The organism is Corynebacterium sp. LaCa_23 (assembly GCF_058182375.1).
The window spans coordinates 436614-462869 of sequence record NZ_CP190825.1 but is presented as its reverse complement, the minus strand read 5'-3'; the positions used below and the strand labels follow the sequence as shown (position 1 = coordinate 462869).

The following is a 26256-nucleotide window of genomic DNA, read 5'->3' as shown; positions in this document are numbered from 1 at the left end:
CTGAACTAGACCTATCCACGTCGCAGCACAGATTTCACCTGCCCCGATGCGTTATTGACACGCGTTGGGGCAGCACTATTTCGGCGCCACGTTCCAGCAGCTGCTTGCCGATGCCCCACCGCATCACCGTCCCTTCCCCCGCGCTGCCCATTTTTAGCCTGTTGCACGGCCTTGGCCGTGGACTTTTCTAGCTCGTCTTGGGCCTTAGCCAGGCTTTTTTCAAATTCCAACATGCGCCGCGCGGTGCGCTCGCGAAACCCCTGCGCGAATTCTGCAAAATCGTTATTCATTACCACTGCCCTGCCTTTCGTGCAGTCACGGATGGTTCATCTGAGCTTGGCTCTGGTGCAGGCTCGGGGGCCGGGGCTGGTTCCGGGGCTGGGGCCTGTGGCTGTGCAGGTTCCGGTGCCGGTGCCGGCGCTGGTGCAGGCTCAGGTTGAGGCTGCGGCTCTGGCGCAGGTGCTCCAGCTCCAGCGGCTTCCGCTGCCTGTAGGTGCTGCACCTTTTCTGGTGGCGGGGCCGGTTCTTCCACCTGAGAGAGCTCCGGAGGCGGCTCAATTGTTCCGTCTTCCGGGCACGGTTCAGGCGCGGGCTCGGGCTGCGGCTCAGGTTCTGGGCACGGCTCCGGCTCCGGTTCCGGTTCTGGTTCTTGCTCAGGGCAAGGTTCTGGTTCAGGCTCCGGTGCGGGCTCGGGTTCCGGCTCAGGCGCAGGTTCCGGTTCAAGCTCTGGGCAATCTGCATCGGCGATATTTTCCAGGCACTCCGCAGCACCCTCAATGATGAGGCCTACGCCCACCAAAGCGATTCCTGCACCGACGATTCCCAAGCTGCCGCTGCAGGAGGACTCGATGTCACAGGCCGCATCATCTTCCACGGCAGCCGGTGTTGTTGGTTCTTTTTCGCATTCAGAATCTTCCGGCACAGGCTCAGGTACTGGGTCCTGTTCTGGCTGCGGTGCGGGTTGTTCCTGTTGTTCTGGTGGGCAGTCTTGTGGTTTGGGTTCCGGCTCAGGATTCGGATCTGCGTGCGCCGGAGTGGTCGTGGATTCGTTCTGTCGAGGCGGCTCGTTTACGAAACCGCGGCACTGTTGGCACTGGCACCCGGAAGGGTGCTGCTCAGGTGCGGGTTCAGGAGCCAGCTTCGGAGCCGGTCCTGGTTTCGGCTCCGGTTGCAGCTCGGGAGCTGGTTTCGGCTCGGGTGCGGATTGTGGTTGCGGTGCCGGTTTCGGATCTGGCTTCGGATCTGGCTTTGGCTCCGGGGTCGGCTCTGGCATCGGTTCCGGCTTGGGCGGGCACTCAGCGGTAGATGCGGGTTGCGTCGGCTGCGCTGGCTGCGGCGGGTTGGGGACGGTGTCGCCCCCGCCATCGGGCATCGGGCGCGTGGGAGCTGGCGTATCTGGGCACTTTTCCACTGGCGGTGGGCAGGAATCCTCCTCGGCCTCTGCCGGCTCGGGGCATTCCTCAGGAAGAGGCCGCTCACAGACGCATTCGCAGCGCGACTCAAACTCGTCGTAACAGGATTCAATGGCATCATCGCGGTCCCGGCACGTGCTAGCGATGGAGTCATTGGTGTCATCGATGATCTTCGCACCAATAGTGGAGACGATGGGAATAATGAACTTGGCCAGCGGGTGCCTGGTAGCCACCATGGACAAGATATTGAGCAGTGGGATTACCGCAGAAATCAGCTCGGTGAGTGCGGTATCGGAGGTATCAACGACATCGGAAATAGCGCCGGAGCATTGCTTGGCAGAGTCAGTAAGCTGCTTGCCTTCATCGCGGTGGATATCAAAGTCTTTTTGAATGCCGGTCAGGTGCTCGCGCAAGGTGCCGTTAGCAACATCGGAGTCGTCAGTGCGCAAGAAATCCGCAAGCCCCTTTCCACCACTGTGCGGGAGATTTCCTCCCACCGCGGAGATGGTATGGCGCAGTATGTTTTGTGGGGCGATTCCATCTACCGCGCTGATGAGCTCACTCAGAAGCCCCAAGGGCATGCTGGGGCCGGAGTAATTTCCCAGGCAGGCCAATTGGAACTGCGAAATGGCGGCGGAATAATCCCCTAAAAGCGACTTAGTCAACGTACTCATTAGTCCACTGCCTTTCCGCTTTCTCCTGCAAAGGAGCGGCTAAAGCCGGCATCGTACGTGGCGAATGCGCGCATCTGATCGTGCGCTGCCTGGCCCGTGGCAGAGATATTGTCTAAGCGCCACGTTCCATTGTCATGAATGCGCGCGAGGATGCTGCGTATGCGCTCCCCGTGGCCGGAAAAATTCCGCCCAGCCGCGGCAACGGGAAAGTCTGGAACATCGGCGCGGTGGGCTTGGCGCTGTTCATCGTTGGCGCTTATAGCTTGTTGTAGTGCGGACATCGCCTCTGCGGGGCGAAGAAAAACCTCAGACATCGGTATAATCCCCAAATCCATATGCGGTAAGTGTGCTCACCTTCATTGGACTGGGGTTTATACCAAATGGTTCCCGGTACTTCTTATTTTCCTGCCTATACCGAGGCGACGACGGCAGAAAGCCTACCCGCCACCTTGCGGGCATGTTCCTCTTCTGCAGCTTCCACCATGACGCGGAACAGCTCTTCGGTGCCAGAGGGTCGGAGCAGGACGCGGCCGGTTTCCCCGAGCTCTTCTTCTGCCTCGACGATGGCCTGCTTGACCTCGGCAGAATCCATGATCGCCGCCTTATTGGATACCGGAACGTTGATGAGCACCTGCGGCAATACGGTCATCACGGAGGCCAATTCCTTCAAGCTCTTTCCAGACTTGGCCATACGCGCCATGATGGAAAGGCCGGTGAGGGTGCCATCGCCAGTAGTGGAGTCATCGGGAAGCACGACGTGCCCAGATTGCTCGCCGCCGAGGGAGAAATCGCCGCGGTGGAGCTCTTCGAGCACATAGCGATCGCCCACCGCCGCGTGGCGGACCTCAATGCCTTGCTCCTCCATGGCAAGCGTCAGGCCCAAATTGGACATGACCGTGGCCACGAGCGTGTTAAAGCGCAGGTCATTGTCTTCCTTCATTCCAACCGCGAGCAAGGCCATGATCTGATCGCCATCGACGACGTTGCCTTCGGCATCGACGGCGAGGCAGCGGTCCGCATCGCCGTCGTGGGCAAGGCCCAAATCGGCACCATGCTCAAGCACCGCTGCCTGGGCTTTTTCAATATGGGTGGAACCACAATTTTCGTTGATATTAAAGGCATTGGGCCGGTGGTAGATCGGGATGACCTCAGCGCCTGCTGCTTCATAGGCGCTAGGAGCAACCTTTGAGGCCGCGCCATTGGCCGTATCCACGACCACCTTGATGCCGCTCAAGTCAGTGGAGACGACCTCCTTCAGGTGCGCTAGATAGCGCTCACGGCCATCGGGCGCCTCCGAGATAATGCGGCCCAGCTTGGTGCCCGTCGGGCCCTCCTCAACGAGGTTATCCATCGCGGCCTGAATCTTATCTTCCACGCTATCCGGCAGCTTTTTGCCGCCTGCGGAGAAGAACTTAATGCCATTATCTGGCATCGGGTTATGGGAGGCAGAGATCATCACGCCGAGATCCGCTCCGTAATCATCCGTCAAAAAGGCGATGGCTGGGGTAGGAAGCACCCCCACGCGCACAACGTCCACGCCGCGCGACGCCAAGCCGGCGGCGATAGCGGCATCGAGCATTTCGCCCGATACGCGGGGGTCACGGCCGATGATTGCCAAGGGGCGGCGCTCATAAGATTCGCGCTGCGCAGTAAAGACCTCTGCAGCCGCTTGTCCCAGCGTCAAGGCCAAAATGGGAGTCAGCTTTTTATTCGCGAGGCCGCGAACTCCATCGGTTCCAAATAGTCGAGTCATGCAGACAATTATGCCTTGTTAGTCCCGCGGGTCGCATGTTTGGGGCATCGGCAAGCGGGCTAATTAGGTAACCAACATCACGAAAAATGTCCTTGTGGTGAAAAGCAAAATTTGCTTAAAGTCGTACTTTTTGCCTTTTATATGAAATTATTAGCTAGGTTATACTTCACTCTTTTGCCCTAGAGAGGATCAACGATGAACGAACCTAGATCTTCAGGTGACAAGTCACCTGAAACTACCTCGCAAAAGGCACGATCAGCCATTGCGAAAGCCGCTTCTGGGGAACGCGCTATTCATCCAGCCCTCATTCCCGGAGTAAGTGTCGAAAACACCCGCGCAGATTTCAAGACCAATAAAACCGTCTTTGCGGTGGCCTTGGCATCAACAGTTGGCATTATCCTGTGGGCCATCATCGCCCCAGATAACCTGGCCAACACAGGAAGCACCATGCGGGCATGGGTCGTCCAAAACTTTGGATGGCTATTTACGATCATCATGATTGCCACCACGGCATTCCTGCTGACGATCGCCATCGCCCCAACCGGCAAAATTAAGCTCGGCGCCGATGATTCCAAGCCTGATTTCTCCCGGAACGCCTGGATCGCCATGCTCTTTGCCGCCGGTATGGGAATCGGCCTGGTCTTCTACGGCCCGATGGAGCCGCTTGCCCTATTCTTGACTCCACCGCCGTATCTCTCCGGTGTCGAATCCGGCAGCCAAGAAGCCATCCTTCCTGCCTTTGCCCAGGCGGTTCTGCACCACGCTACGTTGCCGTGGATGATCTTCGCGCTAGTGGGCGGCGCGCTTGCCTATGCTGCTTATCGACGCGGCCGCATCCCGCTCATTTCCTCGCTATTTGAACCCCTCATTACGGATTCGAATAACCGGGTATTTGGAAAGATCGTCGATATCTTCGCAGTGTTGGTCACCCTCTTCGGCACGGCGACCTCGCTGGGTATCGGTGCCCCTGCAGATCCGCACGGGAACCTCGATCCTTACCGGCAAGCCCCTCGAAGGCAACGGAATCATGGTGGTGATCATTACGATCCTCACCATCCTTTTCATTCTTTCCGCAATGTCCGGCATCAAGCGCGGCATCCGCATCCTGTCCAATATCAACATGGGCCTGGTCATCGGACTCGCGGTCTTCGTGCTCATCACTGGGCCGACGCTCTATATTCTGGACCTGCTTCCCGCCTCCCTGCTGCAGTTCTTCAAGCACTTCGAAGACATGATGTCCCTCTCCGCCTCCCAGGGTGAGCCGGAGAAGGAATTCGTCACCGCATGGACCATGCTCTACTGGGCGTGGTGGATTTCCTGGTCGCCCTTCGTCGGCATGTTCATTGCGAAGATTTCCCGCGGGCGCACCATTCGCGAATTCGTCTTCGTCATCATGCTCGTGCCCACCACCCTTTCGCTTTTCTGGTACGTCATCTTTGGTGCCACCGCAATTAAGACCCACCTGGACGGAGACGGAATCGAGATCGAAGGTTCCGGCGAGAATGTGATGTTCGATCTCATGAGATCGCTGCCGCTCTCTAGCATCACCACGGTCATCGTTCTCCTTGCTGTGGTGGTCTTCTTCAACACGGCCGCTGACTCCGCTACCAACGTCATGGGCTCCATGTCCCAATCAGGTCGACCAATCCCCTCGACGTCGATTTCCGTTATTTGGGGCGTTGCCCTGGGTGGCATTTCCTTGTCCCTGCTCCTTATCGCCGGCAAGGATGCGCTCAGCGGCCTGCAGTCCATCATGGTCTCCAGCTCGCTGCCGTTTACCTTCATCCTCATCGGCATCATGGTGGCGTGGGGCAAAGACTTGGCACGCGATCCTGCAATACTGCGCAGGAAATACGCACATGCTGCCATCGAGCGCGGCACCCACTTGGGCCTCCAAGAACACAATGGCGACTTCGTATTCAGCTCTTCTGCCGTTCCAGAAAACCACGGTGCTGGGGCTGAAATTGAAAACGATGACCCGTACCTCCACGAGTGGTACACCATCAACGCATCGGATGAATACCTTGCAGAGCAGGCTGCTCTCCGCGAAGAGTGCCGCGCCGAGCTCAAGAACTTTGCACAGAAGAAAACCGAGGACAAGGCCGCAAAAGACGATGAATAATCTCCCTGCCTAACCGGCCTTCTCCTCTAGGCTCTAGGTCCCTAGCCCGCCTCCATCGCGCTGCGCATTAGCGCTCACCGCGATGAGAGGCGGGCTTTTCTCTGTCCCTACAGTCCGTGGCGCGCTGCGGCGTGCGAGCGCTTCATCGCGACCCGAGCTGAGCGCCTTTGTCTCGCGCAAGGCTAAGCCTCAAGAGGCCGGCCAGGCGGGGTTTGGCCGTCCCAACCGAAAGGGACACCGCCAAGAGCGATAAAACGACAATGCCGCCGCCTCCCAGAATGGGAAGCAGCGGCAATGTATGGCGCTTGCGCGCGCAGTAGAAGCGAGATTAACGCTTGGAGTACTGCGGTGCGCGACGTGCCTTGTGCAGACCAGCCTTCTTACGCTCAACTGCACGAGCGTCACGGGTGAGCAAACCAGCCTTCTTCAGGGCGGAGCGATCAGCCGGGTTGTAGATGTTGAGTGCACGAGCGATAGCCAGGCGCAGGGCACCGGACTGACCGGTTGGGCCACCACCGTTAACGGTGACCTTCAGGTCAAACTGGTTCTCGCGGTCCAGCAGGGTCAGCGGGGTGAGGATGTCCTGCTGGTGCAGCTTATTCGGGAAGTACTCAGCGAACTCGCGGCCGTTGACCACGATCTGGCCGGAGCCAGCAACGAGGCGAACGCGAGCGACGGCGCGCTTACGGCGACCGACGGTCTGAATTGGGCCCTCGTGAACCGGAGCAGCGGCCTCAACCTCTGCCTCGGTCTCAGCGTTGGCGCTAGCCAACGAATCACCGATGGTGTTGGTGAACTCTTCGGTAGCGGCGCTTGCTGCAGCGATGTCAGCAGCCTCGGCTACATTGTTGTCGATGTTCTGCTCAGCCATTACTGTGCCACCTGCTTAAACTCGAAGGTTTCCGGCTTCTGACCGGCGTACGGGTGCTCATCGCCTACGAAGACGTGCAGCTTCTTGATGGAAGCGCGGGAGAGCTTGTTGTGCGGCATCATGCCGGCAACAGATTCTTCGATAACGCGGACCGGGTTGGCGTCCAAAGACTGACCCAGGGTCATGGTCTTCAGGCCGCCCGGGTAACCGGAGTGGCGGTAGCGCATTTCGCGGTCGCGCTTGGTGGAAGAAACGTGAATCTTGTCAGCGTTGATGATGATGACGTGGTCACCGGTGTCAACGTTGGGTGCGAACTGTGGCTTGTGCTTGCCGCGCAGCAGGTCTGCCACGGTGGAAGCAAGCTTGCCCAGCACCACGTCAGTAGCATCGATGACGTACCACTTGCGGGTGATGTCACCGCTCTTTGGGTGGAAAGTAGACAAAATGACTCCTTGAAAGTCTGTCTCGGAACTGCCGGCCAGCGCTAAGCATCCATTCGCTTCCCAACAGCGGCCGGTGGAGACCTGCGGGAAGCGCTTCGCCAGCTGCTTGCCGACGAGCGAACACATAGGGCTACAACTTTAGCCGCTACCGGAGTAAAAGACCAAAACGCCAAAACCGGCACCTTTCCAGGAAGAAGAGGTACCGGTAAAAGAGGTTCTATGTGGCGGTTTGTGCAAGTAGCGCGGTAAGGAGACGGCGGCTGCGTTCGCCTCCTGCCGGATGGATACGGGCACGGGCACCGCCCGACTCCCCTATTGCGCTTTAAAGAAACAGGTTAGATAGATGCCGCCAAGGGTGCGTTAACCCCAGCTAGCGGCGGCGCGGCGGTTGACATCGCTCATGGCGTCATTGCCCTGGGACACGGTCTTGGAGATGGTTGCCAGCACGGTATTGAGTTCTTGTGCTGCCTTATCCCACTTGGCCTGGGCCTGGTTATAAGCCACTGCGGATTCACCTTCCCAGGTGCTCACCATGGGCTGGAGGCGGGACTTGAGGTCGGCCAAGGTGCTGTTGATGCGGCCGGAGGTGGCGTTGATATCAGCTGCGGCAGAAGAGATGGCGCCGAATTGGTACTTAATTTCGGACATGGGAAAAATGCTTCCTTTCGAAGTTGCTGGTGGAGGTGGCTGGGTTACAGGGCGAGGCCGCCGCCAACATTGGAGAAGGCCTGGGTGTTTTCGGCTTCGACGTTGTCAAAGTTGTGGGCATTGCTGCGGATGTTTTCAGAAATCGAGGTCAATGCCTCGCGCAGTTGCTGCGCGGAGGTGTTATAGCGCTGCATCAAGTTATCGAATGAAACCTGCGCCTGGCCGGCCCAGCTGCCGCGGACAGAATCAACTACACCCTGCAGGCGGGTGAGCTCGCCTTGGACCTCGTCATTGGTGTTATCGACGCGGCCGGCGGTAGAGACCATGACATCGGCTTGTGTCTTAAAAGTCTGAGACATAACAGTGCGCCCCTCCTTAGGGCGGGAAGAGATGTTGAGTGTGATTTCCCCCGAAAAAGCTTCTGTGCTTTCTCACCGTTATTGGACTGTGCTCAGACCCATTTGGTTCCCGGGACGTTAAAAACTTTTCTGTTTATTTCTTACTCAGGGATTCGGTGGCCATCCGGCACGCGGCTTTTTGCACGGCATTGGCATTATGACGGGTATGGCACCCCACCGACATGTGGTGCCCGGTATCTTCCCAGATGGTCCATTCCACAACGGAGCCATCGCCGGGGTCTTCTATATAGTGCAAACGCCCTGCGTCCTCGGATACATCGCGCAGTTCCGGATCCTTGTCTACCTGCGCTTTGATTTCACCAAAGAGCGCCTTGGCCGGCACGTTAAAAAGCGAGTCCGCCGCTAAGAGAATCCTTAAATCAGGGTCTTCTCCTGTGGCGGTCACTAGGCCTTCCTCCACAGTGGCCTGAAATCCGGTGGGAAGGACGACGGAGAGCCCTTCGATATCAAGGCGCTTTTCGCCTGGGTTGAGCTCGCCGTCACCGCCCGCGTCGCCAGCCGCGTCCGCGTTGCCATCGCTGCCACCACCGGATTCTTCCTTTGGCACGGAGTCGGCGGCGCTCGCAGCGGTGGCACTTCCAGCGGCGGTGCCGGCCTCGCCGCCGTCCTCATTATCGGACGCATTCGCCCCCATGGCCCACCACGAGGCGCCAACGACGGCGAGGATCACCACGACGATGGCGACATGAAACATATCGATGGCACCTATCCAGCCGCGCAGCTTATCGGCCCACCGCGTGCTCGTTCCCCTCTCCTTCCCTGCTCGCTTTCCAGTTCCGGTTCCAGTGCCGGTGCCGGTCTCGGTTTCCATTCCTGATTCCGTGTGTTCCATGGATATATCCATCTGGGCGGTGGGCGCGGATTCTAGGGCATCCGCAAGTGCCGATGCCGCCGCTACTGCCGACGGTGCCCCTGCCTCGCCCGCAGCCGATTCAGCCTCTCGTACTGGAGTTGATTCCGGTGCGGGTGTTGCATCTGACTGCTGCACGCGGGCACCGGCTACATCGAGCTGCCGCTTCACGATGGTGACGGCTTCGCGGGAGATGGCGGTGCCAGAGGGATCCGCGATGACGGATACGTCCACGTCCGGCCAAGCTGATCCAGCGATCTTCGCAATCTGGTCCATGACGTGGCCTAAGGCCTTGCCTTCTACGATGCCGGTCCCGGCGAGATCGTAGCGGTACACGGTCTCTGGGCCTTCAAAGATGGTGGCCGCATCCATAACGGTCACCGTAATCGTTGCCGCTGGTGAGGAGATAGGTGTTTCTGTAGACATTTATTCTTCTCCTTCCCCATAGACCACCTGGGCGATTCCCAGGTTTTCGCCGCGGATGCTCCACTGCCCGCGCCCGGGCGGCTGGTGGCTGGGCTTGAGCCCGAAGATGGTGCCTTCGTCGCGGTCGGCATCGAAAAGCAGGAATGCGGGTTGCAGATCGCGCACCGCGGAAAAGAATTGGCCGAACAGTGCCCGGCCGATGCCGCCGGATTTTCGGGCGATGACCATGTGCAAGCCGATGTCCCGTGCGTGCGGCAGGAGATCGATTAAGGGTGCCAGGGCGATATCGCTGACCAAGTCCGCATCATCGATCACCACGTAAATATCCGGGCCCTCCCACCAATCGCGGGCGGCGAGTTGCTCTGGGGTGATATCCGGCCCCGGCAAGCGTTGTTCCAGCGTGCGCACGGTATTAACGATTTCCTCCTGCGCGCTTGATTGCGTTGCGGCATAGGCCGCCACCATGTCCTGATCCAGCGTGCCCAGGTGAGCGCGGCGCTGATCGATGACCACCAGTCGCGCCGCCTCCCGCGGAAGGCTACTAATCCCGCGCATTATCTGTGCCAAGAAATTGGACTTGCCGCAGCCTTGGGCGCCGATGGCAACTAGGTGCGGCTCGCGCTCCGGATTCCACGCCAAGGTGGAAAGGTCGCGCCCGCCGATGCCCCACGGGATGCCGCCAGTAGGTGCTTCGCCATGGGCGGCGAGCGCCTCTGGGGTCAGGACCGCCGGCAGCATCTTCAAGCGCGGGGCGGGAACGGCGTTTGCATGCACGCGGCAGATATGGGCAATATCCTGATTCGAGGTGTGCGCAAGCAGCATATTTTCGCCCGCCTGTGTCAGCCCCCTGCCCGGCGCGCTGGGCAGTTTTTGCTGCAGCTTGCGGTCAATAAGCGAATCGAGTGCCTCACCCAAGCGCAGCTCGAGGCGGTGGGCGATGAGGTCCCTAATCGCCGGGCGCATCGTGGTCCACCGGGAGGTCGCGATGACAACGTGGACGTTGGCGGAGGCGCCATCAGCGACGATATCCGTAATGGATTCGGCTAAATCCTCAAACTCCGCATTGGATGGACCGATGTGGTGCCAGCCATCGATAATCAAGAAGGTCTCGCGCGATTCCGGCCGGCGAATAAACCCGGCGACCTCATCGACGATGCGGCGGATCTTTTCGCCTTCTTCGCGCCCGGCTACCCCGGCAACGTGCGGTAACCGGTCTAGGGCCGCTAACTGCCCGCCGCCCAAGTCAATGACATAAAAGCGGATATCTTCCGGCCGCCGGTTAAGCGCCAAGGAGGAGACTATCGTGCGCAGCGCACCGGACTTGCCGGATTGCGGTCCCCCGCACAGGGCAAGGTGGCCGCCGTGTTGGTGAAAGTCGATGACTAGTTGGTCTTGGCGCTGGTAGTACGGCCTATCGATAATCCCGATCGGCGCGGATAGTTCCGCTGCGGTGGACTCCGCGCCCTCCATATCGAGGGACGATAGTTCAATGACCGGCGGCAGCGGAGGCAGCCAAATGCGGTGGGCCTCCTGGCCGCGCGCGGCGGCCTCCTCGCCGGCGGCGCGAACCACCTCGGTAAGAACCGATGTGGATTCATCCATCACCACCGTGGGCGAATTCTGTGCAGCGGCATCGTCCTGCGCCCATCCCGTAAAAAGCTCCACCCGGCGCGGCGGGCTTGCGGGGTTGCCGTCCTGGTCCGTGGCCGCGTGCATCCCCGCGCCAGGTGCAGCCCGGCGCGCGAGCGGCCCTGATACGTAGGAGGCCTGAAACCGGGTGAGGTCCTCGGCATCGGACTTCAGGTAACCGGCGCCGGGTTGGCCGGGAAGGTGGTAGGCATCGGTCACACCAAGGACCTGGCGGGATTCGGCGGAGGAAAAGGTTTTCAGGCCGATTCTGTAGGACAAGTGGGAATCTAGCCCCCGCAAGCGCCCTTCCTCGAGCCTTTGGGAGGCCAAAAGAAGGTGCACGTGGAGGCTGCGCCCCAAGCGCCCCACGGCAACGAAGAGCTCGGCGAAGTCCGGGTGCTGGCCCAAGAGCTCGGAAAATTCTTCGACGACGATGACCAGCGCCGGCAAGGGCCCATAGTCCCGCACGGCATCCGCAGAAGCGTTGTACTCGCCCACATTGGCAAAGTTGCCGGCGGTACGCAGGAGTTCTTGACGGCGGTTCATCTCCCCGGAAATGGCATCGTACATGCGCTCTACCAGGGTGGATTCTTCTTCAAGGTTGGTAATGACCGCAGAAGTATGCGGCAGGCGGTCACAGCCTAGGAAGGTCGCACCACCCTTGAAATCCACCAACACCAGGTTGAGTTCATCCGGGCTATGCGTGGCGGCAAGTGCAGTCACCAGGGTGCGCAGGAGCTCAGATTTACCGCTGCCCGTCGCCCCGATGCATAGGCCGTGCGGCCCCATTCCGCCATGCGCGGATTCTTTGAGATCCACGGTCACCGGCTGCCCGATGGAATCGATGCCGATGGGCACCATGAGCCGCGAGGCACCATCGCGCCCGTGCCACATGCCGCTGGCGGCCAACTCGTCCACGCCGCTGTAACCGAGCAGCCCCAGCAAATCATTGCCTCGGCGCCCAGAGGTGCTATCGGGGCGACGAAAGACCGCCATCCGGCGGGCCATAATCGTGGCCGCGGCAGTGCCCAAACTATCGGGTGTACCTAGTTCTTCCACGCCCGCGGCCGTGACCACCTGCAGGGTATCCGCCGCGACGAGGCACAGGCCTTCTTGTTCCGCGCGCAGGCTCAACGCAGACGACGGCGCGCCGCCTACCTCAATGACGGTGGTATAAGAATCGCCGTGGAAGAAGTCTTCGGTGCCGGTGGTCAGGAGGGCATCGACAAGCACAATGCGAAACCGCGCCTTATCGGGCTCCCGGGTGTGCGGCAGCCATTTCAGCCACTGCCACTCGCCGCCGATGGCCTCGATCCCGATGGTCTCAGGACCGTGCGCCAGGGCTAGCTGCATGACGAGGGCGCGCACCGTATCGCGGGCATTATCGCCGGTAAAGGATAAAAACCTAAAGGCCTGCAATTGGATCACCACCGGCATATCGGGCACGGTGCCCACCGCCTTGATGGCCTGGCGCATGCTCACCGCACAGACCGGGTCCAGGTCCTCGGTCGCACCAGAATCAGGCACGTTGATGGGCGTGCACAACGTGGTGGGCCCAGTGCCCACGCGCACCTCCAAGGCATCCGGATCATCAGGCCCACGCTCCCACATGCGCCGCGATCCCACCAGCGGTTCCAGCCCCGCCGGATCCGGATGCCGATACAGCTCGTGCGCACGCTGCGCACCGGCATTATCCAGGGCCTTTTCCCGCAGTGCCTTAATGTGGCGCAAGTAGGTCCGCCGGGTTTCATCCGGGTCCTGCCCGCTATTGTGCGGCCCAAACATCATGGCCATACTGGCCAGCATCATCAGCGGAAACATCAGGGATACCGGGCTGATATGCCGCGAATCGCCCGCGCCCAACACCATCAGCGCCACCATGCCCAACATCGCGGCGATCATCACGATGGGCAGCAGCAGGCGCACCAGCGGCACCGGCTGCGGGCGCACCGCTTCCGGCACTTCCTCTGCCTCGACGGTGCCGGTGGGAAGCGGCGGTGGCGCGTCCCGAAGCGGCATGGACAATGGCTCCACGATGTGGGTTTCCCCGATCCCAAGCATGGGTAAAATCCTCCCCCGATCCACACGCTTAGCGCTCTTGGCCCCCTGCCAAGATTCCCCGCGCTGCGGTGGACACGACGCCACCAGTAAGCCACAATATGTGGCGTTGGGCAAGGGGGACGCCCACAAACATGAGACAATTCGGGGGAATTATGACCGCTCCAACGGCGCATCACCTGCGCCTTACCATCCGCATCCACGCAGAATCCTTCCACAAGGAAGCAGACGTGGCATTGCCGTTAAGCTCCAGCCTGGGCGAGCTCATGGCAGAACTTACTGACCTTGTCGATGCACCCGCGATCGCCTCACCCTGGCGCGCCGGCACGGCATCCGGGCGCGCCATCGACCTCACCGCACCGCTTGCCGCCACGCCGCTAGCGGAAGGCTCCATCCTGGTGCTCGCCCCGCGCGAGGAGCGGCCCGCGCCCGTAATCCGCGACGCCGCCGAGTCCCTCGCCGCCCAGAGCCGCGACGACACCACCTCCGCCATTCCCATCGTCTGGGCGTGGACCGGGCTCGCCGCGGCCTTCGCCGTCGCTTGGGTGCTCTCACTTCCGGCGGTGGCCTGCGCCGGGCTCGCCATCGCGGCCTTCGTGCTCGCACTGTGGACGCGGGCGCTATCGCTTGTCATGCTCACCCTGGCGGCAGGGGCGGCGAGCGGCTGGACACTTATTTCGCCCGCGCTTGCCGATGCCCCCTATGCCGCCCTCACCACCAGCGCCACCCTGCTCGCGGCGTTATTGGCCTGCCACCTCACCCGGTTAAGCACGGTACGCATTACCTCCGGCGCGCTCACCATCGCCGGGCTAGTGCTCATTGCAGCCGTGAGCTACCTGCTTCCTGGGCTCAGCGGCAATTCGGGCATCGGCACGAGCCACGGCACGGCAGCGGCTGCGGGCACCGTTATCGCAGGCATCATAATGCTTGCCACCGCCCCCGCGCTGACCATCGCCACCGCGGGGCTCAAGGTGCCGCAATTGCCCACCGCAGGCCAAGACCTCGCCGTCTCGGATGAGCTTCAGCCCGATGTGGACGATCGCGCCACCCGCGCCGGGTACGCCTACGAGGGCATCTGCTGCGCAATCGCGCTCTGCCTCATCCCGGCCCTTATCGCGCTCAGTTTCACTGGCACCGGCACCCTTGTGGCCACGGACGGGACCGTGGACGAGGCGGGATCCGCCGCTACCATCGGGTCTCGCATCGCCGTGCTTTTCGGCACCGGTTTAACCGGGCTCGGCTTCGTCCAAGCACTCTACGTCTCCGTTGCCGGAACGGTGGTCATGCACGCCACGCGTCACGGGCGCGTGCTTGCTAGCTGGGCTCTCATGCTCGTCGCCATGGTTGCCTGTCTTACCGCCTGCCTGTGCGCCGTGCATGCGATTGCCGCAGATGGGCTTGCTGGCGCTTGGGCGCCAACGGTGGTTGCGGCCCTCCTGCTTACCGCGATGCTAAGCGCACCACTGTGGACGGCCAAAATGAGCGAGGTGGAACCAACGACCATCGCCTGGTTCGAACGCATTGAGTCCCTCACCATCGCCGCCTGCCTGCCGCTTGCCGCGCACCTCGCCGGGATCTTCGAGCTCATCAGGGGGCTGGGATAATGGGCCACACCCGCTCGCGTCGTTCTTCCGCACTACCTGGTTTCAGCGGCAGTTCAAGGCTTGCTGCTTGCGCCCTTACCGCATGTGTCCTCGCCGGAACCAGCGGCTTCATCACAGGAGCTCCCACCGCGCCCATCGCGGGCGCACGGGAACCGGACCGGGAATGCGCCACCGCGCATCCTTCTCCCCTAGCGCCAGAGCCTTCCGAGGACCAACGCGCCTACCGTTCCCAGCTGCATTCCTTTGCCACGGGCGAGGGCATAAAGGTAGCCGTCATCGATACCGGCGTTGCCCACCACGATCAGCTGCCGAATCTCACCGCAGGCGCGGACCTGGTCGCTCCGGAAGAACCGGATCCGCACCGAGATTGCGACCTGCACGGCACCGTTGTAGCCGGCATCATTGCCGGGCACGATATAGGCATCGCCCCACGCGCTGAGATCCGCGCCATCCGCCAAACCAGCGCGCATTATCGCCAATACGATGGCACGGCCGGCGAGTCCGACGAGGACAGCACCACCGGCTCGCTCGACACATTGGCCCGCGCCATCGATCATGCCGTGGAGGACAACGCCCGGGTGATCAATATTTCCGTGGTGTCCTGCGTTCCAGAGAAGACCGCGCGGCGCATCGATAGCTCCCGCTTGGATGAGGCGCTCGGCCACGCAGAAGATGCCGGCGCGGTAGTCATCGCAGCCTCCGGCAATATTTCCTCCGGCACCTGTGAAGAAGGCGATCACGTCTTTCCCGCTGATTCACCAACCGTTTTATCCGTTAGCGCCCAAGAGGATGCCCACGCACTCGCCGAGTACTCCCTCACGCCTGCCGATGGCCCACAATTATCCGCCCACGGCTTCGTCCCTTTAGCGCTTAATCCCGCCGGTGGCTGGGCAGAAGGGAAGAACCAACAGGATTCCCTGGCACAGTTTCACGGCACCTCATTCGCGGCCCCAGTAGTCAGCGGCACCGCCGCCCTATTAGCCGAGCGCTACCCAGACGCCAGCGCTGCCGATATACGCCAACGGCTCCTCTCTGCCGGCGAGCCCGGCAACGGTTTCATCGATCCACTCGCCGCTCTGACGCATATCGATGGCGAATATGCCGCACCCGCGCGCGATCTGACTATCCAGCCCGCCAAAGACGAACGCTCCCCGGCTGCGAGCCGAACCGGCTGGGTGCTCGGCGGGCTAGTCCTGCTGCTGACCGGCCTGGCGGTTGCCCGCGGGCTACGCCGGCCCAAGTCGGCCTAGGGGCTGACCTGCAGGGCTTCGTCCCGGTCCAAGCGCGAAGCCTCTGGCAAAAGCCGGATGATTTCCCACGGAACCTCCGCCCCAATACCGGTGCCGAGGGCCTCTAAGAGTTCCTTATTGTTCACCGCATGGCGCTGCCCCGTAGGCGAGACAACGTGATAGCCATGCCCGGTATCCACTCCGACGCCGCCTGCCGATAGCCCGCCAAAACGATCCGCTATACCCTCTCCGGCGAGCGCTACCGTCCCGGGGTTCTCAGTCACCAGCGCTGCCCCACCATCGCTATCAGCGCACATCCAGCCCTCATCTGGGCCAACGAAGTCGAAGGTGGTGGCGGGCAGGCGGAAGTTTAAGGGGGCATCGGCAAGCGCGCCTACCTCTTGTGGTGAGGCTTCTTTGCGCGTCGCGCCGTAGCTAACCAACATGTCTGCCTGGGTGGCGGAAAGCTCGGCGACGCCGTCGTCCGTTTGGGCCCACTGGCCCTGCCCGGTGTCCATGATGTCCGGCAGCGGATCGGGAAACGTCAGCGGCGGCTGCTCCGCAAAGGCATTGAGCAACTCCGCGGGGACGGGCCAGGAATGGGTGCTCCCGTCGATGCCAATCCCGCGGCGGATGACCCGGCCCTCCGTGCTCTGCGCATCGGGCAAGCGCACGCGCCCGTCCGCGGTGAGCAGCCACTGCACACCATCCGTTTCTGCGAGCGCGGCGCGCTCCTCCCCAAAACCCTCCTGCGGCGGATCCGCCACCACGATGACCTCTTCTTGGGCCACCTGTTGGCCATCGATGCTGGTGGGATTATCCGCGGGCCGCTCATCGTGGCCGGCAAGGCACGCCGCCCACGAGCGCTGCGGGGTCTCGCCCGGTGCGGCCAAATAGCCGGGAGCATCCGAAATTCCCACCGGCGTGCCCAACGAGGCCTCGCGCAAATGCTCGTCCCCAATGGTCTGCGCCTCGGCCGCCTCGCCGGCGATGATCCGCGCGGACGACAGGTTATAGACGGGGTGGTACGTATCGTTGACGTCCACGAAGAGCTGGCCTTGCTCCGAGCGCACGATGGGCGCATCCCCTGGCTGCGGGCTCGGCTGCAACCAGGCCAAAAGCCCAGAACCGACGGCCAAAAAGGCCACGCCTACCCCGCCGAATATCATCGCCTTGCGGCGGCGGGCTAGCGGATCATGGATCATACGGGTATCGCCCAATACGAGCCCGTGTTCCACGCGGCGGCGTAAAAATTTATGGCCCGAGACTTGGGCCTTGGTCGTTGGCAATGGACGTGCCATGAATTTCCCCCCGAAAATTCCCCGAAAAGTCTAAATAAACCCAGACCTCAGGCTAGCGCAGGCTCCTCACCCCTGCCACTTGGCAGCGTGTTTTCACAAGGTCGTGCGCTTTTCCCTCGTTATATCCGCGCGCGCGGACATTTCGCCCGCCTCCGGGTAATCCACCTGCACTAAAGACAGGCCCTTCGCCGGTGCCACCGGGATGCGAGAGGAGCGCTTGGTTTCCTGCAGCAACGCCTCGGCAAAGTCGACGTCCCTGCGGCCTTCCCCAACGCTTAAGCAACAGCCAACCAAAGAGCGCACCATCGACCAGCAGAAGGCGTCCGCGGTCACCCGGGCCTCAAAGAGCTGCGGTTCTTCCGGCGTCGAGACATCCTGCCAGCTAAATTCCTGTAATTCGCGAATGGTGGTGGCATTCGGCTTGGCCTTACAAAAGGCCGCAAAATCGTGCAGACCCACCAGCGCCGTCGCCGCATCCTGCATGGCCCCGATGTCTACCGGTTTAAACCATTCGGCCGTATCGCGCGCCCGCGTCGGCAGCGCACCCCTCTGGCTGGTGGTTATCCGGTACACATAATGCCTGCGCAGCGCAGAAAATCGGGCATCAAAACCTTCTGGCGCGAAATCGCAGCCGTGCACCCGGACGTCTTCCGGCAACAACTTGGCAAGCCTGCGCACCAACTTCCCGGGATCATTTGCTACGGACCGTTGCTCCAGCATCTCCTGCGGCACATCCACGTGCGCCACCTGCCCGCGAGCATGGACGCCCGCATCCGTACGCCCAGCTACCGTCAGCGGTACCTCCGTCCGAGCGATCATTGTTAGCTGCTCCTCGAGCACGCCTTGGACGGTGCGCAGTCCGCCCTTTTGCCTGGCCCATCCGTGAAAATCGGTGCCGTCATAGGCCAGATCTAACCGGATCCGAACGAATCCTTCTGCTGGTCCCTCATCTGCGATCGCTGCTGCTTCAGTCATGGTGGACCTAATGCTACCGGAGGCATCGGCGAGTTCCCGAAATGTGCAACCTCTCCTGCTACACCTCCCCTATTCGTTTTGAGCAGAAAATGCAATATCTGAAGGCCGTATTTGCTCAGTTATTGCAGTGGAGGATGCGCATAGGAGGTTGAGCGTAGGAGGTTGTACATAGTTGTCGTTGTGGATTGGAAGTTGCGTGGTCCGCTGCATGGCGAAGTCGCACGACGGAGTGGGACGAGGGGCGGGACGACGGAGTGGGACCAAGTACCTGAGGCTCCAAGTCCAAAACGACAAAAGCCGCCTCCCCTGTCTCTTCGTAAAGAGAATGGGAAGGCGGCGATTATGCGCTACTTCTGCGAGTAGGAACTGCAATCCACGCAGGGCGTTAGGGCCTGCGCGAATTCAGTGACCGAGGGAGATTACTTCTCCTCGGACTCCTCAGCAGAGGTGTTCTCAGCTGCGGTGTCCTCGGCCGGAGCCTCGGTCTCCGCAGCCTCGTCTGCCTGAGCCTCTTCAGCCTCAGCAGCCTTGGAAGCGGCAGCGCGGGTAGCGCGGTTAGCCTCGGAGGTCACGGTCTCCTCAAGAACGAGGGAGATCTGGGACATCGGGGCGTTGTCACCGGTGCGGTTGTCCAGCTTGATGGTGCGGGTGTAGCCACCCTCACGGTTCTCAAACTTCGGTGCAACCTCGTCGAACAGGTGGGAAACAACATCCTTGCGCGGGATGAGCTTCAGCACTGCGCGGCGGTCAGCAATGGTGCCGGACTTAGCCTTGGTGATGATCTTTTCGACGTACGGGCGAAGAACCTTCGCCTTGGCATCGGTGGTCTTGATGGCGCCGTGCTCGATCAGGCTAGCTGCCAAGTTGCTCAGCATGTGAGCTTGCTGCTTGGCGGAGCCACCGAGACGGGCACCCTTCTTCGGGGTAGGCATTGTTTACTCCTCGTGTGCGGTAAAAGTTGAGCGCGCGGCAACGAGTGCCGCAGTTCAGGGTGATTCTTTACTCGGAATCGTCCGCAGCCGGGTCCTTGAAGTCACCGGTTTCTGCGTCGTAGCCCTCGAGCTGGGTTGGGTCGAAGTCCTCAGGGGTGTCCTTCAGAGCAAGGCCCAAGTTAGCCAGCTTGATCTTTACCTCATTAATCGACTTCTGACCGAAGTTACGGATATCCAGCAGGTCGGACTCAGTGCATTCTGCAAGCTCGCCGACGGTGTGGATCTCCTGACGCTTCAGGCAGTTATAGGAGCGAACGGAGAAGTTCAAGTCCTCGATAGGCATGCCGTAGGCGGCGATGTACTCGGTCTCCTGCGGGGAGGGACCAATCTCGATGCCTTCGGCTGCGTTGTTCAGCTCGCGTGCCAGGCCGAACAGTTCGACCAAGGTGCCACCGGCAGAAGCCAGGGCGTCGCGGGCAGAAATCGAGTTCTTGGTTTCGACGTCGATAGTCAGCTTGTCAAAGTCGGTGCGCTGCTCAACACGAGTAGCTTCGACCTTGTAGGAGACCTTCAGCACTGGGGAGTAGATCTGGTCGATTGGAATACGGCCGATTTCCCCAGAAGTTGCGGCAGCCGGGACGTAGCCACGGCCGCGCTCGACGACGAGCTCAATGTCCAGCTTAGCGGTGTCATTTAGCGAAGCGATGTGCAGATCCGGGTTGTGGATCTCCACGCCAGCCGGCGGCTGGATATCGCCCGCGGTGACATCACCAGGGCCTTCCTTGCTCAGGTACATAACCACCGGCTCATCGGAGTCGGAGGATAGGACCATGCTCTTGATGTTCAAGATGATCTCAGAAACGTCTTCCTTCACACCGTTGATGGTGGTGAACTCGTGGAGCACACCATCAATCTTGATGGAGGTTACCGCTGCGCCCGGGATGGACGACAACAGGGTGCGACGCAGCGAGTTACCGAGGGTGTAGCCAAAGCCCGGCTCGAGCGGTTCGATGACGAACTTGGAACGAGACGAGTCGATGAATTCCTCGGTGAGCTGAGGACGCTGGGAAATGAGCATTGCAATTCTCCTTTTCGGCGACCGCTATTTGACGCCGGTAGAGGGGGGTAAAAATCTTGAGGTTGAAGATTCCTGATGGACCGCGTGGCCTTGCAGGGCCGTGCGGTATAACAGTTTACTTCGAGTAAAGCTCGACGATGAGCTGCTCTTGCAGCGGAATGTCGATCTGAGCGCGCTCGGGCAACTGGTGCACGAGGATGCGCAGCGTATCAGGAACGACCTGCAACCATGCCGGTACGTTGGCATCGATAAGAGCGTCCTGAGCGTCTTCGAACCATTCCATCTTCTGGGAACGCGGGCGGACATCGATGATGTCGTACTGCGTAACCCGGTAGGACGGGATGTTGATGTTCTTGCCGTTCACGGTGAAGTGACCGTGGGAAACGAGCTGGCGAGCCTGGCGGCGGGTACGTGCCAGACCTGCGCGGTAAACCACGTTGTCGAGGCGGGTCTCCAGCAGGATGACCAGGTTGTCACCGGTCTTGCCTGGGAGGCGGTTAGCCTCGGTGTAGTAGCGGCGGAACTGACGCTCCAGCACACCGTAGGTGTACTTTGCCTTCTGCTTCTCCTGGAGCTGCAGCAGGTACTCAGATTCCTTGATGCGGTTGCGGCCAGCCTGTCCCGGAGGGTACGGGCGGCGCTCGAATGCCATGTCTCCGCCGACCAAGTCGACGCGAAGACGGCGGGATACGCGGGTAGCGGGGCCAGTGTAACGAGCCATTTTCTTACCTCTTTCCTTCCCTTAAACCTTGCGACGCTTGGTCGGACGGCAGCCGTTGTGCGGCTGTGGAGTTGCATCCGTGATCGAGGAAACCTCGAGGCCTGCAGCCTGCAGGGAACGGATGGCGGTCTCGCGGCCGGAGCCCGGACCCTTGACGAATACGTCAACCTTCTTCATGCCGTGGTCCATTGCCTTGCGTGCGGCGCTTTCAGCGGCCATCTGCGCGGCGAACGGAGTGGACTTACGGGAACCCTTGAAGCCAACGTGGCCGGAGGATGCCCAGGAGATAACAGCACCGGTCTGATCGGTGATCGAGACGATGGTGTTGTTGAAGGTGGACTTGATGTATGCGTGGCCCAGAGCCACATTCTTCTTGACGACGCGACGGCCGGAACGGCGTGCGCCGGAACGAGTCTTTGGAGGCATGAACTACTTCTTCTTTCCTGCGATCGTCTTCTTCGGGCCCTTACGAGTACGCGCGTTGGTCTTCGTACGCTGACCGCGTACCGGCAGACCGCGACGGTGGCGCAGACCCTTGTAGCTTCCGATTTCAATCTTGCGACGAATATCAGCCTGAACCTGGCGGCGGAGGTCACCCTCTACCTTCCAGGAGCCTTCAATTGCGTCACGCAGTGCCGAAACCTGTTCATCTTCCAGGTTGTCGGTGCGCAGGTCAGGAGAAATGCCAGTCTTTTCTAGCAATTCCTTGGCACGGGTTGGACCGATGCCGTAGATGTAGGTGAGAGCGACCTCCATACGCTTATTGCGTGGGAGGTCAACACCAGCTAGACGTGCCATAAGGCGTGTCCTTTCGGGTTGTTACGGCGGTTTTCTCCCCATCCGTCCCGCTCCATGCAACGCTTCGCCCGGACCGTGCCGGGAATCCTTGGGTTGCTTACCAGTGCGGGCTCAGGCCACCGTAGCCTGAGGTGTACAGGACAAAGCCATGCTTCGCCCTTGGGTGAGGAGGCTGACTGTGTTTACTTGTAGCGGTAGACGATGCGTCCGCGGGTCAGGTCATAAGGAGACAGCTCTACGACGACGCGATCCTCCGGGAGGATGCGGATGTAGTGCTGACGCATCTTACCGGAAATGTGTGCAAGAACCTTGTGCCCATTGTCGAGCTCGACACGGAACATTGCGTTTGGCAAAGGCTCGACGATGCGACCCTCTACCTCAATTGCGCCTTCCTTAGCCATAACCTCTACTTTTCTGGCGACAGACAAGTACCTGTCACCTGCATGTTTGTTGTCTACTGCGGTGGTGCAAGCCAACCAAACCTACTGGCGCTATACACCGTCAAACCAGCATACGCTGCAGCGACACGATTTCCAAACCGCGCGCACTTTCATAAATCCCCAACCGGCAGCGGAAAACTAAAAATACCCTCGCGTTCAGTTCCAAATTCCGGAACCAAGCGCGAGGGCGAGGCGCGTTAACGCGGTGAGCTACACCGAATTAGTAGATGTAGACCTTGTCACCAATCTGGACATCGTTCCAGTAGCGAACCGCTGCATCGTAAGGCAGGTGGACGCAACCGTTGGAATCAACGTTGGTGTTATCCAGGTGGAAAGCGTGGCCGTTATTGGTGAAGTAGATGGAGTACGGCATCGGCGCGTTATTGAACTCGCGGGAGATTTCGTCCTTCACCTTGCGGTTGACGTGGAAGGTACCGCGCGGGGTTTCCTCGCCCACCATGCCGGCGGACATGGATGGGGAAATGTAGGACACGTCGCCACCTTCCTGCAGCCAGGTGCGGCGGCCGTCAAGGTCGACACAAATCTTGGCATCTGCCGGGCAGGAGCCGCGGTCGAATTGGTTAGCGCGGCGCTGCTCCTCCGCACGGCGCGCCGCCTCTTCAGCCTTCGCCTTTTCTTCCGCAATCTGCTGTGCGTGTGCGCGCTCAGCAGCCTCGCGAGCCTGGCGTGCTTCCTCGTTCTTCTGAGCCACTAGGCCCGGAAAGAGGAATTCCAGGGCGCTATCGACTGCGGACTGCACGTTAGGCACCAGTTCCGGGGTGTACTTCTCAGCCTGGTCCAGGATGTCATTGCGGGTCTGCCATGCCTGGTCGCGGGTCTGGCCGTGGAAGTTATCAAGCTGCTGCTGGGCCTGGGCAGTGAGCTGATCGAGGGAAGGGAGTTGCTGAGCAGAGGCTGCAGGGGCGCCGGCAATCGTGCTCAATGCCATGACGCCAGCCACTGCTGGTGCAGCAACGGTGGCACTTAACTTGCGGAGGCTGAATTTAGACATAGTGGTGAGTATAAACCTTTCAGGGGATTTACGCCTAGTTTAAGCGGCGATTTTTCAGGGAATATGTACTGGGAATTTATTAGTAGCGCCTGGTGAGGATACGCGGGCCGTCCGCCGTCGCGGCTACCGTGTGCTCCCAATGTGCGGCAACGGAACCGTCGAGCGTGACCACCGTCCAGTCATCTTCTAGCACCGCGCTATCGACGGTACCCAAGGTGAGCATGGGTTCGATGGCTAGCACAGAGCCCTCCTGGATGAGGGGCCCGCGGCCAGGCTTTCCCTCATTTTCCAAGTAGGGCTCTTCGTGCATGGTCCGGCCAATTCCGTGGCCGCCGTAACCATCCACAATATAGAGGGATACGCCAAACTTATCTTCGGCGCGGTAAGTTGCCTGCTCCAAGGCGTGGGACACGTCGGTCAGGCGGTTGCCCGGGACCATCGCCTGCAGTCCTTCCATGAGCACCCACTCGGTCGCCGCGTTCAATGCCGCAACGTCCGGGTCCAGTTCACCGATGGGAAAGGACCACGCGCTATCTCCTACCCAGCCATCGAGGGTGGCGCCGCAGTCGATGGAGAGGAGGTCGCCATCGGCAAGCACGGTCTTCGCATCCGGAATCCCGTGCACGATGACATCGTTAACGGAGGAACAAATGGAGCCCGGAAATCCCTCGTAGCCCTTGAAGGTAGGGGTGGCACCGGCGGCGCGGATGGTCTGTTCCGCCACCGCATCGAGCTCCAGCGTGCTCACTCCTGGCGCCGCCGCGGCGCGAACTGCCTGCAGCGCCTTGCCGACGATCTCGCCAGCCGCCTGCATGGCATCCAGCTCGCCCGGGGTGCGGGCGGGAATGCGCTTGGTGCGGCGCCGAAAAGCCATTACTTGCCCAGCGCTTCCATGGCGCGGGCGTTGATCTCTTCGACGGAGCCTTCTGCCTTGATGGGGATGATGGCATCGCCGTAGTGCTCGATGAGCGGGAAGGTCTCATCGCGGTAGACACCCAGGCGGGTGCGGATGGTTTCCTCGTTATCGTCGGCGCGGCCGCGGGCCATCATGCGCTTGACAACAACGTCCTCAGAAACCTCGAAGTTCAATACGCCGTCGAGCTTTTCGCCCTTCTTGGACAACAGCTCTTCCAAGATGTCTGCCTGCTCGGTGGTGCGCGGGAAGCCGTCCAAGAGGAAGCCGTTCTTGGCGTCGTCTTGGCTGAGGCGCTCTTCTACCATGCGCGCGGTGACATCGGTAGGCACGAGCTTGCCGGCGTCGATATAGGACTTCGCCTCAACGCCCAGCGGGGTGCCCTCGCCAATATTGGCGCGGAAGAGGTCACCGGTGGAGATGTGTGGAACGCCGAGCTTTTCGCTCAGGATTGCTGCTTGGGTGCCTTTGCCAGCACCGGGAGGGCCGAGAAGTACAAGACGCATTATTTCAGTAGTCCTTCGTAGTTGGATTGGAGAAGTTGAGATTCAATTTGCTTGACCGTGGTCAAGGCGACGGAGACCATAATCAAGATGGCCGTACCGCCAAAGGCGGAGGTGCCGGCGGCCGAAGAGTGGCCAACGCCAAGATCCAGCAGGATATTCGGCAGGATGGCGATCAACGCCAAATACAGGGCACCGACGCTCAGCAGGCGGTTCATGACAAAGCCGAGGTACTCCGCGGTGGGGCGGCCCGGGCGGATGCCGGGGATGAAGCCACCGTACTTCTTCATGTTATCGGCTTGCTCAGCGGGGTCGTACTGCACCGAGACGTAGAAGTATGCAAAGAAGATGGTCAGCAGGAAGTACAAGACGATGTACTGCCAGGAGGACGGCGCCTGCAGGTGCGCAATCACATTGCGCTGCCACCAGTTATCCGGGGTGTGCACGGAGCTGGAGTTGACGATCTGCGTAATCAGCACCGGCATGTAAATAAGCGAGGAGGCGAAGATGACCGGGATAACGCCGGCCTGGTTGACCTTGAGCGGCAGGTAGGTGGAAGAGCCACCGTACTGGCGCCGGCCCACCATGCGCTTAGCGTATTGCACCGGAATGCGGCGCTGGCCCTGCTCGATGAAGGTAATGCCGACGACCAGGACGATAAGTCCGGCCAGCACCATCGCGAAGACCATGCCGCCGTTGTTTTGCAGGATATTCATGCCATCGGTAGGCAGGCGCGTCGCAATACCGGCGAAAATGAGCAGGGACATTCCGTTGCCAATGCCCTTTTCCGTAATCAGCTCGCCCATCCACATCACGAGGACGGCGCCGGAGGTCATCGTCACCACAAGCAGGATCAGGGTGAAGAAGTTGCGGTCTTCCGCCAAGACCGGCACGCCTTGGCCCAGCAACTGCTCGCGGTCCGCCAGCGCGACGATGCCGGAGGATTGCAGCAGCGCCAAGGCGAGCGTGAGGTAGCGGGTGTACTGGGTCATTTTCGCCTGCCCAGACTGACCTTCCTTCTTCAGCTGCTCAAAGCGCGGGATGACCACGGTCAGCAGCTGCACGATAATGGACGCCGTAATGTAGGGCATGATGCCGATGGCGAAGATCGACAGCTGCAATAGGGCGCCGCCAGAAAACAGGTTAATCACGGAGTAGAGGTCTCCGGATTCCTCTGTCAGCTGACGCAGGCGCCCTGCAATTGACGCGTAATCTACACCCGGCGACGGGATCTGTGCACCGATGCGGTACGCAATAATCATCACGATGGTGAAGATGATCTTCTTGCGTAGGTCGGCATCCTTAAAAGCCTGCAAAATGGCGGACACTACAAAATCCTCCTGGCCTACCGCTGTCACGCGCGAATCTATGGATTCCTCACGCAGCAACACACGGAGGTGGACACTCTATGGCTCCCGCAGGGCTCCACATCTTCCTCACTTGGC

At 60.7% G+C, this 26256-nt stretch carries 25 protein-coding genes and 1 pseudogene; 4 read left to right on the top strand and 22 right to left on the bottom strand.

The genetic code is table 11. The annotated features are described in order from the left end of the window. Positions 1 to 11 precede the first annotated feature (11 nt). The 4 genes from ACP8IT_RS02375 to glmM form a co-directional block, all read right to left on the bottom strand. On the bottom strand, positions 12 to 290 hold the full coding sequence (locus ACP8IT_RS02375; protein WP_490290322.1) for a hypothetical protein: 279 nt from the start codon (positions 288 to 290) through the stop codon (positions 12 to 14). Beyond that, positions 290 to 2086, bottom strand: a complete 1797-nt coding sequence (locus ACP8IT_RS02370) for a hypothetical protein (protein ID WP_490290321.1) — start codon at positions 2084 to 2086, stop codon at positions 290 to 292. Before ACP8IT_RS02370 ends, ACP8IT_RS02375 begins: the two co-directional genes overlap by 1 nt. Then, complete coding sequence (locus ACP8IT_RS02365; protein WP_034653448.1) at positions 2086 to 2400, bottom strand: hypothetical protein; 315 nt, start codon at positions 2398 to 2400, stop codon at positions 2086 to 2088. The genes ACP8IT_RS02370 and ACP8IT_RS02365 overlap by 1 nt, the downstream gene beginning before the upstream one ends. Before the next feature lie 95 nt (positions 2401 to 2495). Continuing rightward, on the bottom strand, positions 2496 to 3839 hold the full coding sequence (gene glmM, locus ACP8IT_RS02360) for a phosphoglucosamine mutase (RefSeq protein ID WP_005277129.1): 1344 nt from the start codon (positions 3837 to 3839) through the stop codon (positions 2496 to 2498). 195 nt (positions 3840 to 4034) lie between these two features. Here glmM and ACP8IT_RS02355 point away from each other — a divergent pair. Together ACP8IT_RS02355 and ACP8IT_RS02350 are read left to right on the top strand one after the other, a co-directional pair. Beyond that, positions 4035 to 4748: pseudogene (locus tag ACP8IT_RS02355) on the top strand (BCCT family transporter); the annotation flags it as partial. A 118-nt stretch (positions 4749 to 4866) separates the two neighbouring features. Further along, entirely contained in the window at positions 4867 to 5961 is a 1095-nt protein-coding gene (locus ACP8IT_RS02350; RefSeq protein ID WP_490290320.1) for a BCCT family transporter, read from the top strand. 328 nt (positions 5962 to 6289) lie between these two features. Here the strand turns inward: ACP8IT_RS02350 and rpsI are convergent, their stop codons facing one another. The 6 genes from rpsI to eccCa all read right to left on the bottom strand — a co-directional run bounded on the left by rpsI (position 6290) and on the right by eccCa (position 13308). Continuing rightward, positions 6290 to 6832 (bottom strand): 30S ribosomal protein S9, encoded by a 543-nt coding sequence (gene rpsI / locus ACP8IT_RS02345; protein ID WP_237800669.1) that lies wholly within the window; start codon positions 6830 to 6832, stop codon positions 6290 to 6292. Beyond that, positions 6832 to 7275, bottom strand: a complete 444-nt coding sequence (gene rplM, locus ACP8IT_RS02340; RefSeq protein ID WP_237800670.1) for a 50S ribosomal protein L13 — start codon at positions 7273 to 7275, stop codon at positions 6832 to 6834. The genes rpsI and rplM overlap by 1 nt, the downstream gene beginning before the upstream one ends. 360 nt (positions 7276 to 7635) lie before the next feature. After that, a complete protein-coding gene (locus ACP8IT_RS02335) occupies positions 7636 to 7923 on the bottom strand; it encodes a WXG100 family type VII secretion target (RefSeq protein ID WP_005277116.1) in 288 nt (95 codons plus the stop codon). Positions 7924 to 7967: 44 nt separating this feature from the next. Then, positions 7968 to 8282, bottom strand: a complete 315-nt coding sequence (locus ACP8IT_RS02330; RefSeq protein ID WP_005277114.1) for a WXG100 family type VII secretion target — start codon at positions 8280 to 8282, stop codon at positions 7968 to 7970. A 133-nt stretch (positions 8283 to 8415) separates the two neighbouring features. Beyond that, positions 8416 to 9618 (bottom strand): type VII secretion-associated protein, encoded by a 1203-nt coding sequence (locus ACP8IT_RS02325; RefSeq protein ID WP_490290319.1) that lies wholly within the window; start codon positions 9616 to 9618, stop codon positions 8416 to 8418. Next, positions 9619 to 13308, bottom strand: a complete 3690-nt coding sequence (gene eccCa / locus ACP8IT_RS02320) for a type VII secretion protein EccCa (RefSeq protein WP_490290318.1) — start codon at positions 13306 to 13308, stop codon at positions 9619 to 9621. Positions 13309 to 13460: 152 nt separating this feature from the next. Between eccCa and ACP8IT_RS02315 the strand changes: the two genes are divergently transcribed. Beyond that, positions 13461 to 14909, top strand: a complete 1449-nt coding sequence (locus ACP8IT_RS02315) for a ubiquitin family protein (RefSeq protein ID WP_490290317.1) — start codon at positions 13461 to 13463, stop codon at positions 14907 to 14909. Beyond that, positions 14909 to 16159 (top strand): S8 family serine peptidase, encoded by a 1251-nt coding sequence (locus ACP8IT_RS02310; RefSeq protein ID WP_490290316.1) that lies wholly within the window; start codon positions 14909 to 14911, stop codon positions 16157 to 16159. The genes ACP8IT_RS02315 and ACP8IT_RS02310 overlap by 1 nt, the downstream gene beginning before the upstream one ends. On the opposite strand, the gene eccB is transcribed toward ACP8IT_RS02310, so the two are convergent. From eccB to secY, 12 genes are all read right to left on the bottom strand, one after another. Beyond that, positions 16156 to 17439 (bottom strand): type VII secretion protein EccB, encoded by a 1284-nt coding sequence (eccB, locus tag ACP8IT_RS02305; RefSeq protein ID WP_490290315.1) that lies wholly within the window; start codon positions 17437 to 17439, stop codon positions 16156 to 16158. The genes ACP8IT_RS02310 and eccB overlap by 4 nt on opposite strands. A 93-nt stretch (positions 17440 to 17532) precedes the next feature. Beyond that, a complete protein-coding gene (truA, locus tag ACP8IT_RS02300) occupies positions 17533 to 18414 on the bottom strand; it encodes a tRNA pseudouridine(38-40) synthase TruA (RefSeq protein ID WP_490290314.1) in 882 nt (293 codons plus the stop codon). 419 nt (positions 18415 to 18833) lie between these two features. After that, positions 18834 to 19346 carry a 50S ribosomal protein L17 gene (gene rplQ / locus ACP8IT_RS02295; RefSeq protein ID WP_005277082.1) on the bottom strand — a complete coding sequence of 171 codons (513 nt, stop codon included), beginning with the start codon at positions 19344 to 19346 and terminating at the stop codon, positions 18834 to 18836. A gap of 67 nt (positions 19347 to 19413) precedes the next feature. Continuing rightward, positions 19414 to 20424, bottom strand: coding sequence for a DNA-directed RNA polymerase subunit alpha (locus ACP8IT_RS02290; RefSeq protein ID WP_005277080.1), 1011 nt, complete (start codon positions 20422 to 20424; stop codon positions 19414 to 19416). Positions 20425 to 20539: 115 nt separating this feature from the next. Beyond that, the gene (gene rpsD / locus ACP8IT_RS02285; RefSeq protein ID WP_023016758.1) at positions 20540 to 21145 is read right to left on the bottom strand and encodes a 30S ribosomal protein S4; all 606 of its coding nucleotides are present in this window, start codon (positions 21143 to 21145) and stop codon (positions 20540 to 20542) included. A 21-nt stretch (positions 21146 to 21166) separates the two neighbouring features. After that, positions 21167 to 21571, bottom strand: a complete 405-nt coding sequence (rpsK, locus tag ACP8IT_RS02280) for a 30S ribosomal protein S11 (protein WP_005277076.1) — start codon at positions 21569 to 21571, stop codon at positions 21167 to 21169. A 3-nt stretch (positions 21572 to 21574) separates the two neighbouring features. After that, positions 21575 to 21943, bottom strand: coding sequence for a 30S ribosomal protein S13 (gene rpsM / locus ACP8IT_RS02275; RefSeq protein ID WP_005281309.1), 369 nt, complete (start codon positions 21941 to 21943; stop codon positions 21575 to 21577). A gap of 182 nt (positions 21944 to 22125) precedes the next feature. Next, the gene (infA, locus tag ACP8IT_RS02270) at positions 22126 to 22344 is read right to left on the bottom strand and encodes a translation initiation factor IF-1 (protein WP_003854422.1); all 219 of its coding nucleotides are present in this window, start codon (positions 22342 to 22344) and stop codon (positions 22126 to 22128) included. 259 nt (positions 22345 to 22603) lie between these two features. Continuing rightward, on the bottom strand, positions 22604 to 23395 hold the full coding sequence (locus ACP8IT_RS02265) for a L,D-transpeptidase (protein WP_005281304.1): 792 nt from the start codon (positions 23393 to 23395) through the stop codon (positions 22604 to 22606). 79 nt (positions 23396 to 23474) lie between these two features. Further along, the gene (gene map / locus ACP8IT_RS02260) at positions 23475 to 24269 is read right to left on the bottom strand and encodes a type I methionyl aminopeptidase (protein ID WP_023028299.1); all 795 of its coding nucleotides are present in this window, start codon (positions 24267 to 24269) and stop codon (positions 23475 to 23477) included. Further along, a complete protein-coding gene (locus tag ACP8IT_RS02255; RefSeq protein WP_005277013.1) occupies positions 24269 to 24814 on the bottom strand; it encodes an adenylate kinase in 546 nt (181 codons plus the stop codon). Before ACP8IT_RS02255 ends, map begins: the two co-directional genes overlap by 1 nt. Beyond that, the gene (gene secY, locus ACP8IT_RS02250) at positions 24814 to 26139 is read right to left on the bottom strand and encodes a preprotein translocase subunit SecY (RefSeq protein WP_023030124.1); all 1326 of its coding nucleotides are present in this window, start codon (positions 26137 to 26139) and stop codon (positions 24814 to 24816) included. Before secY ends, ACP8IT_RS02255 begins: the two co-directional genes overlap by 1 nt. Positions 26140 to 26256: the final 117 nt, after the last annotated feature.

Coding starts and splice junctions, on each gene's coding strand:
- ACP8IT_RS02315 (WP_490290317.1), top strand. CDS start 13,461: ATGACCGCTCCAACGGCGCATCACCTGCGCCTTACCATCCGCATCCAC.
- ACP8IT_RS02350 (WP_490290320.1), top strand. CDS start 4,867: ATGGTGGTGATCATTACGATCCTCACCATCCTTTTCATTCTTTCCGCA.
- ACP8IT_RS02290 (WP_005277080.1), bottom strand. CDS start 20,424: ATGCTCATTTCCCAGCGTCCTCAGCTCACCGAGGAATTCATCGACTCG.
- ACP8IT_RS02370 (WP_490290321.1), bottom strand. CDS start 2,086: ATGAGTACGTTGACTAAGTCGCTTTTAGGGGATTATTCCGCCGCCATT.
- ACP8IT_RS02365 (WP_034653448.1), bottom strand. CDS start 2,400: ATGTCTGAGGTTTTTCTTCGCCCCGCAGAGGCGATGTCCGCACTACAA.
- map (WP_023028299.1), bottom strand. CDS start 24,269: ATGGCTTTTCGGCGCCGCACCAAGCGCATTCCCGCCCGCACCCCGGGC.
- rplQ (WP_005277082.1), bottom strand. CDS start 19,346: ATGCCTACCCCGAAGAAGGGTGCCCGTCTCGGTGGCTCCGCCAAGCAG.
- rpsI (WP_237800669.1), bottom strand. CDS start 6,832: ATGGCTGAGCAGAACATCGACAACAATGTAGCCGAGGCTGCTGACATC.
- ACP8IT_RS02265 (WP_005281304.1), bottom strand. CDS start 23,395: ATGTCTAAATTCAGCCTCCGCAAGTTAAGTGCCACCGTTGCTGCACCA.
- glmM (WP_005277129.1), bottom strand. CDS start 3,839: ATGACTCGACTATTTGGAACCGATGGAGTTCGCGGCCTCGCGAATAAA.
- infA (WP_003854422.1), bottom strand. CDS start 22,344: ATGGCTAAGGAAGGCGCAATTGAGGTAGAGGGTCGCATCGTCGAGCCT.
- eccCa (WP_490290318.1), bottom strand. CDS start 13,308: ATGCTTGGGATCGGGGAAACCCACATCGTGGAGCCATTGTCCATGCCG.
- eccB (WP_490290315.1), bottom strand. CDS start 17,439: ATGGCACGTCCATTGCCAACGACCAAGGCCCAAGTCTCGGGCCATAAA.
- ACP8IT_RS02375 (WP_490290322.1), bottom strand. CDS start 290: ATGAATAACGATTTTGCAGAATTCGCGCAGGGGTTTCGCGAGCGCACC.
- rpsM (WP_005281309.1), bottom strand. CDS start 21,943: ATGGCACGTCTAGCTGGTGTTGACCTCCCACGCAATAAGCGTATGGAG.
- ACP8IT_RS02310 (WP_490290316.1), top strand. CDS start 14,909: ATGGGCCACACCCGCTCGCGTCGTTCTTCCGCACTACCTGGTTTCAGC.
- rpsD (WP_023016758.1), bottom strand. CDS start 21,145: ATGGCTCGTTACACTGGCCCCGCTACCCGCGTATCCCGCCGTCTTCGC.
- truA (WP_490290314.1), bottom strand. CDS start 18,414: ATGACTGAAGCAGCAGCGATCGCAGATGAGGGACCAGCAGAAGGATTC.
- rpsK (WP_005277076.1), bottom strand. CDS start 21,571: ATGCCTCCAAAGACTCGTTCCGGCGCACGCCGTTCCGGCCGTCGCGTC.
- ACP8IT_RS02330 (WP_005277114.1), bottom strand. CDS start 8,282: ATGTCTCAGACTTTTAAGACACAAGCCGATGTCATGGTCTCTACCGCC.
- ACP8IT_RS02255 (WP_005277013.1), bottom strand. CDS start 24,814: ATGCGTCTTGTACTTCTCGGCCCTCCCGGTGCTGGCAAAGGCACCCAA.
- ACP8IT_RS02325 (WP_490290319.1), bottom strand. CDS start 9,618: ATGTCTACAGAAACACCTATCTCCTCACCAGCGGCAACGATTACGGTG.
- ACP8IT_RS02335 (WP_005277116.1), bottom strand. CDS start 7,923: ATGTCCGAAATTAAGTACCAATTCGGCGCCATCTCTTCTGCCGCAGCT.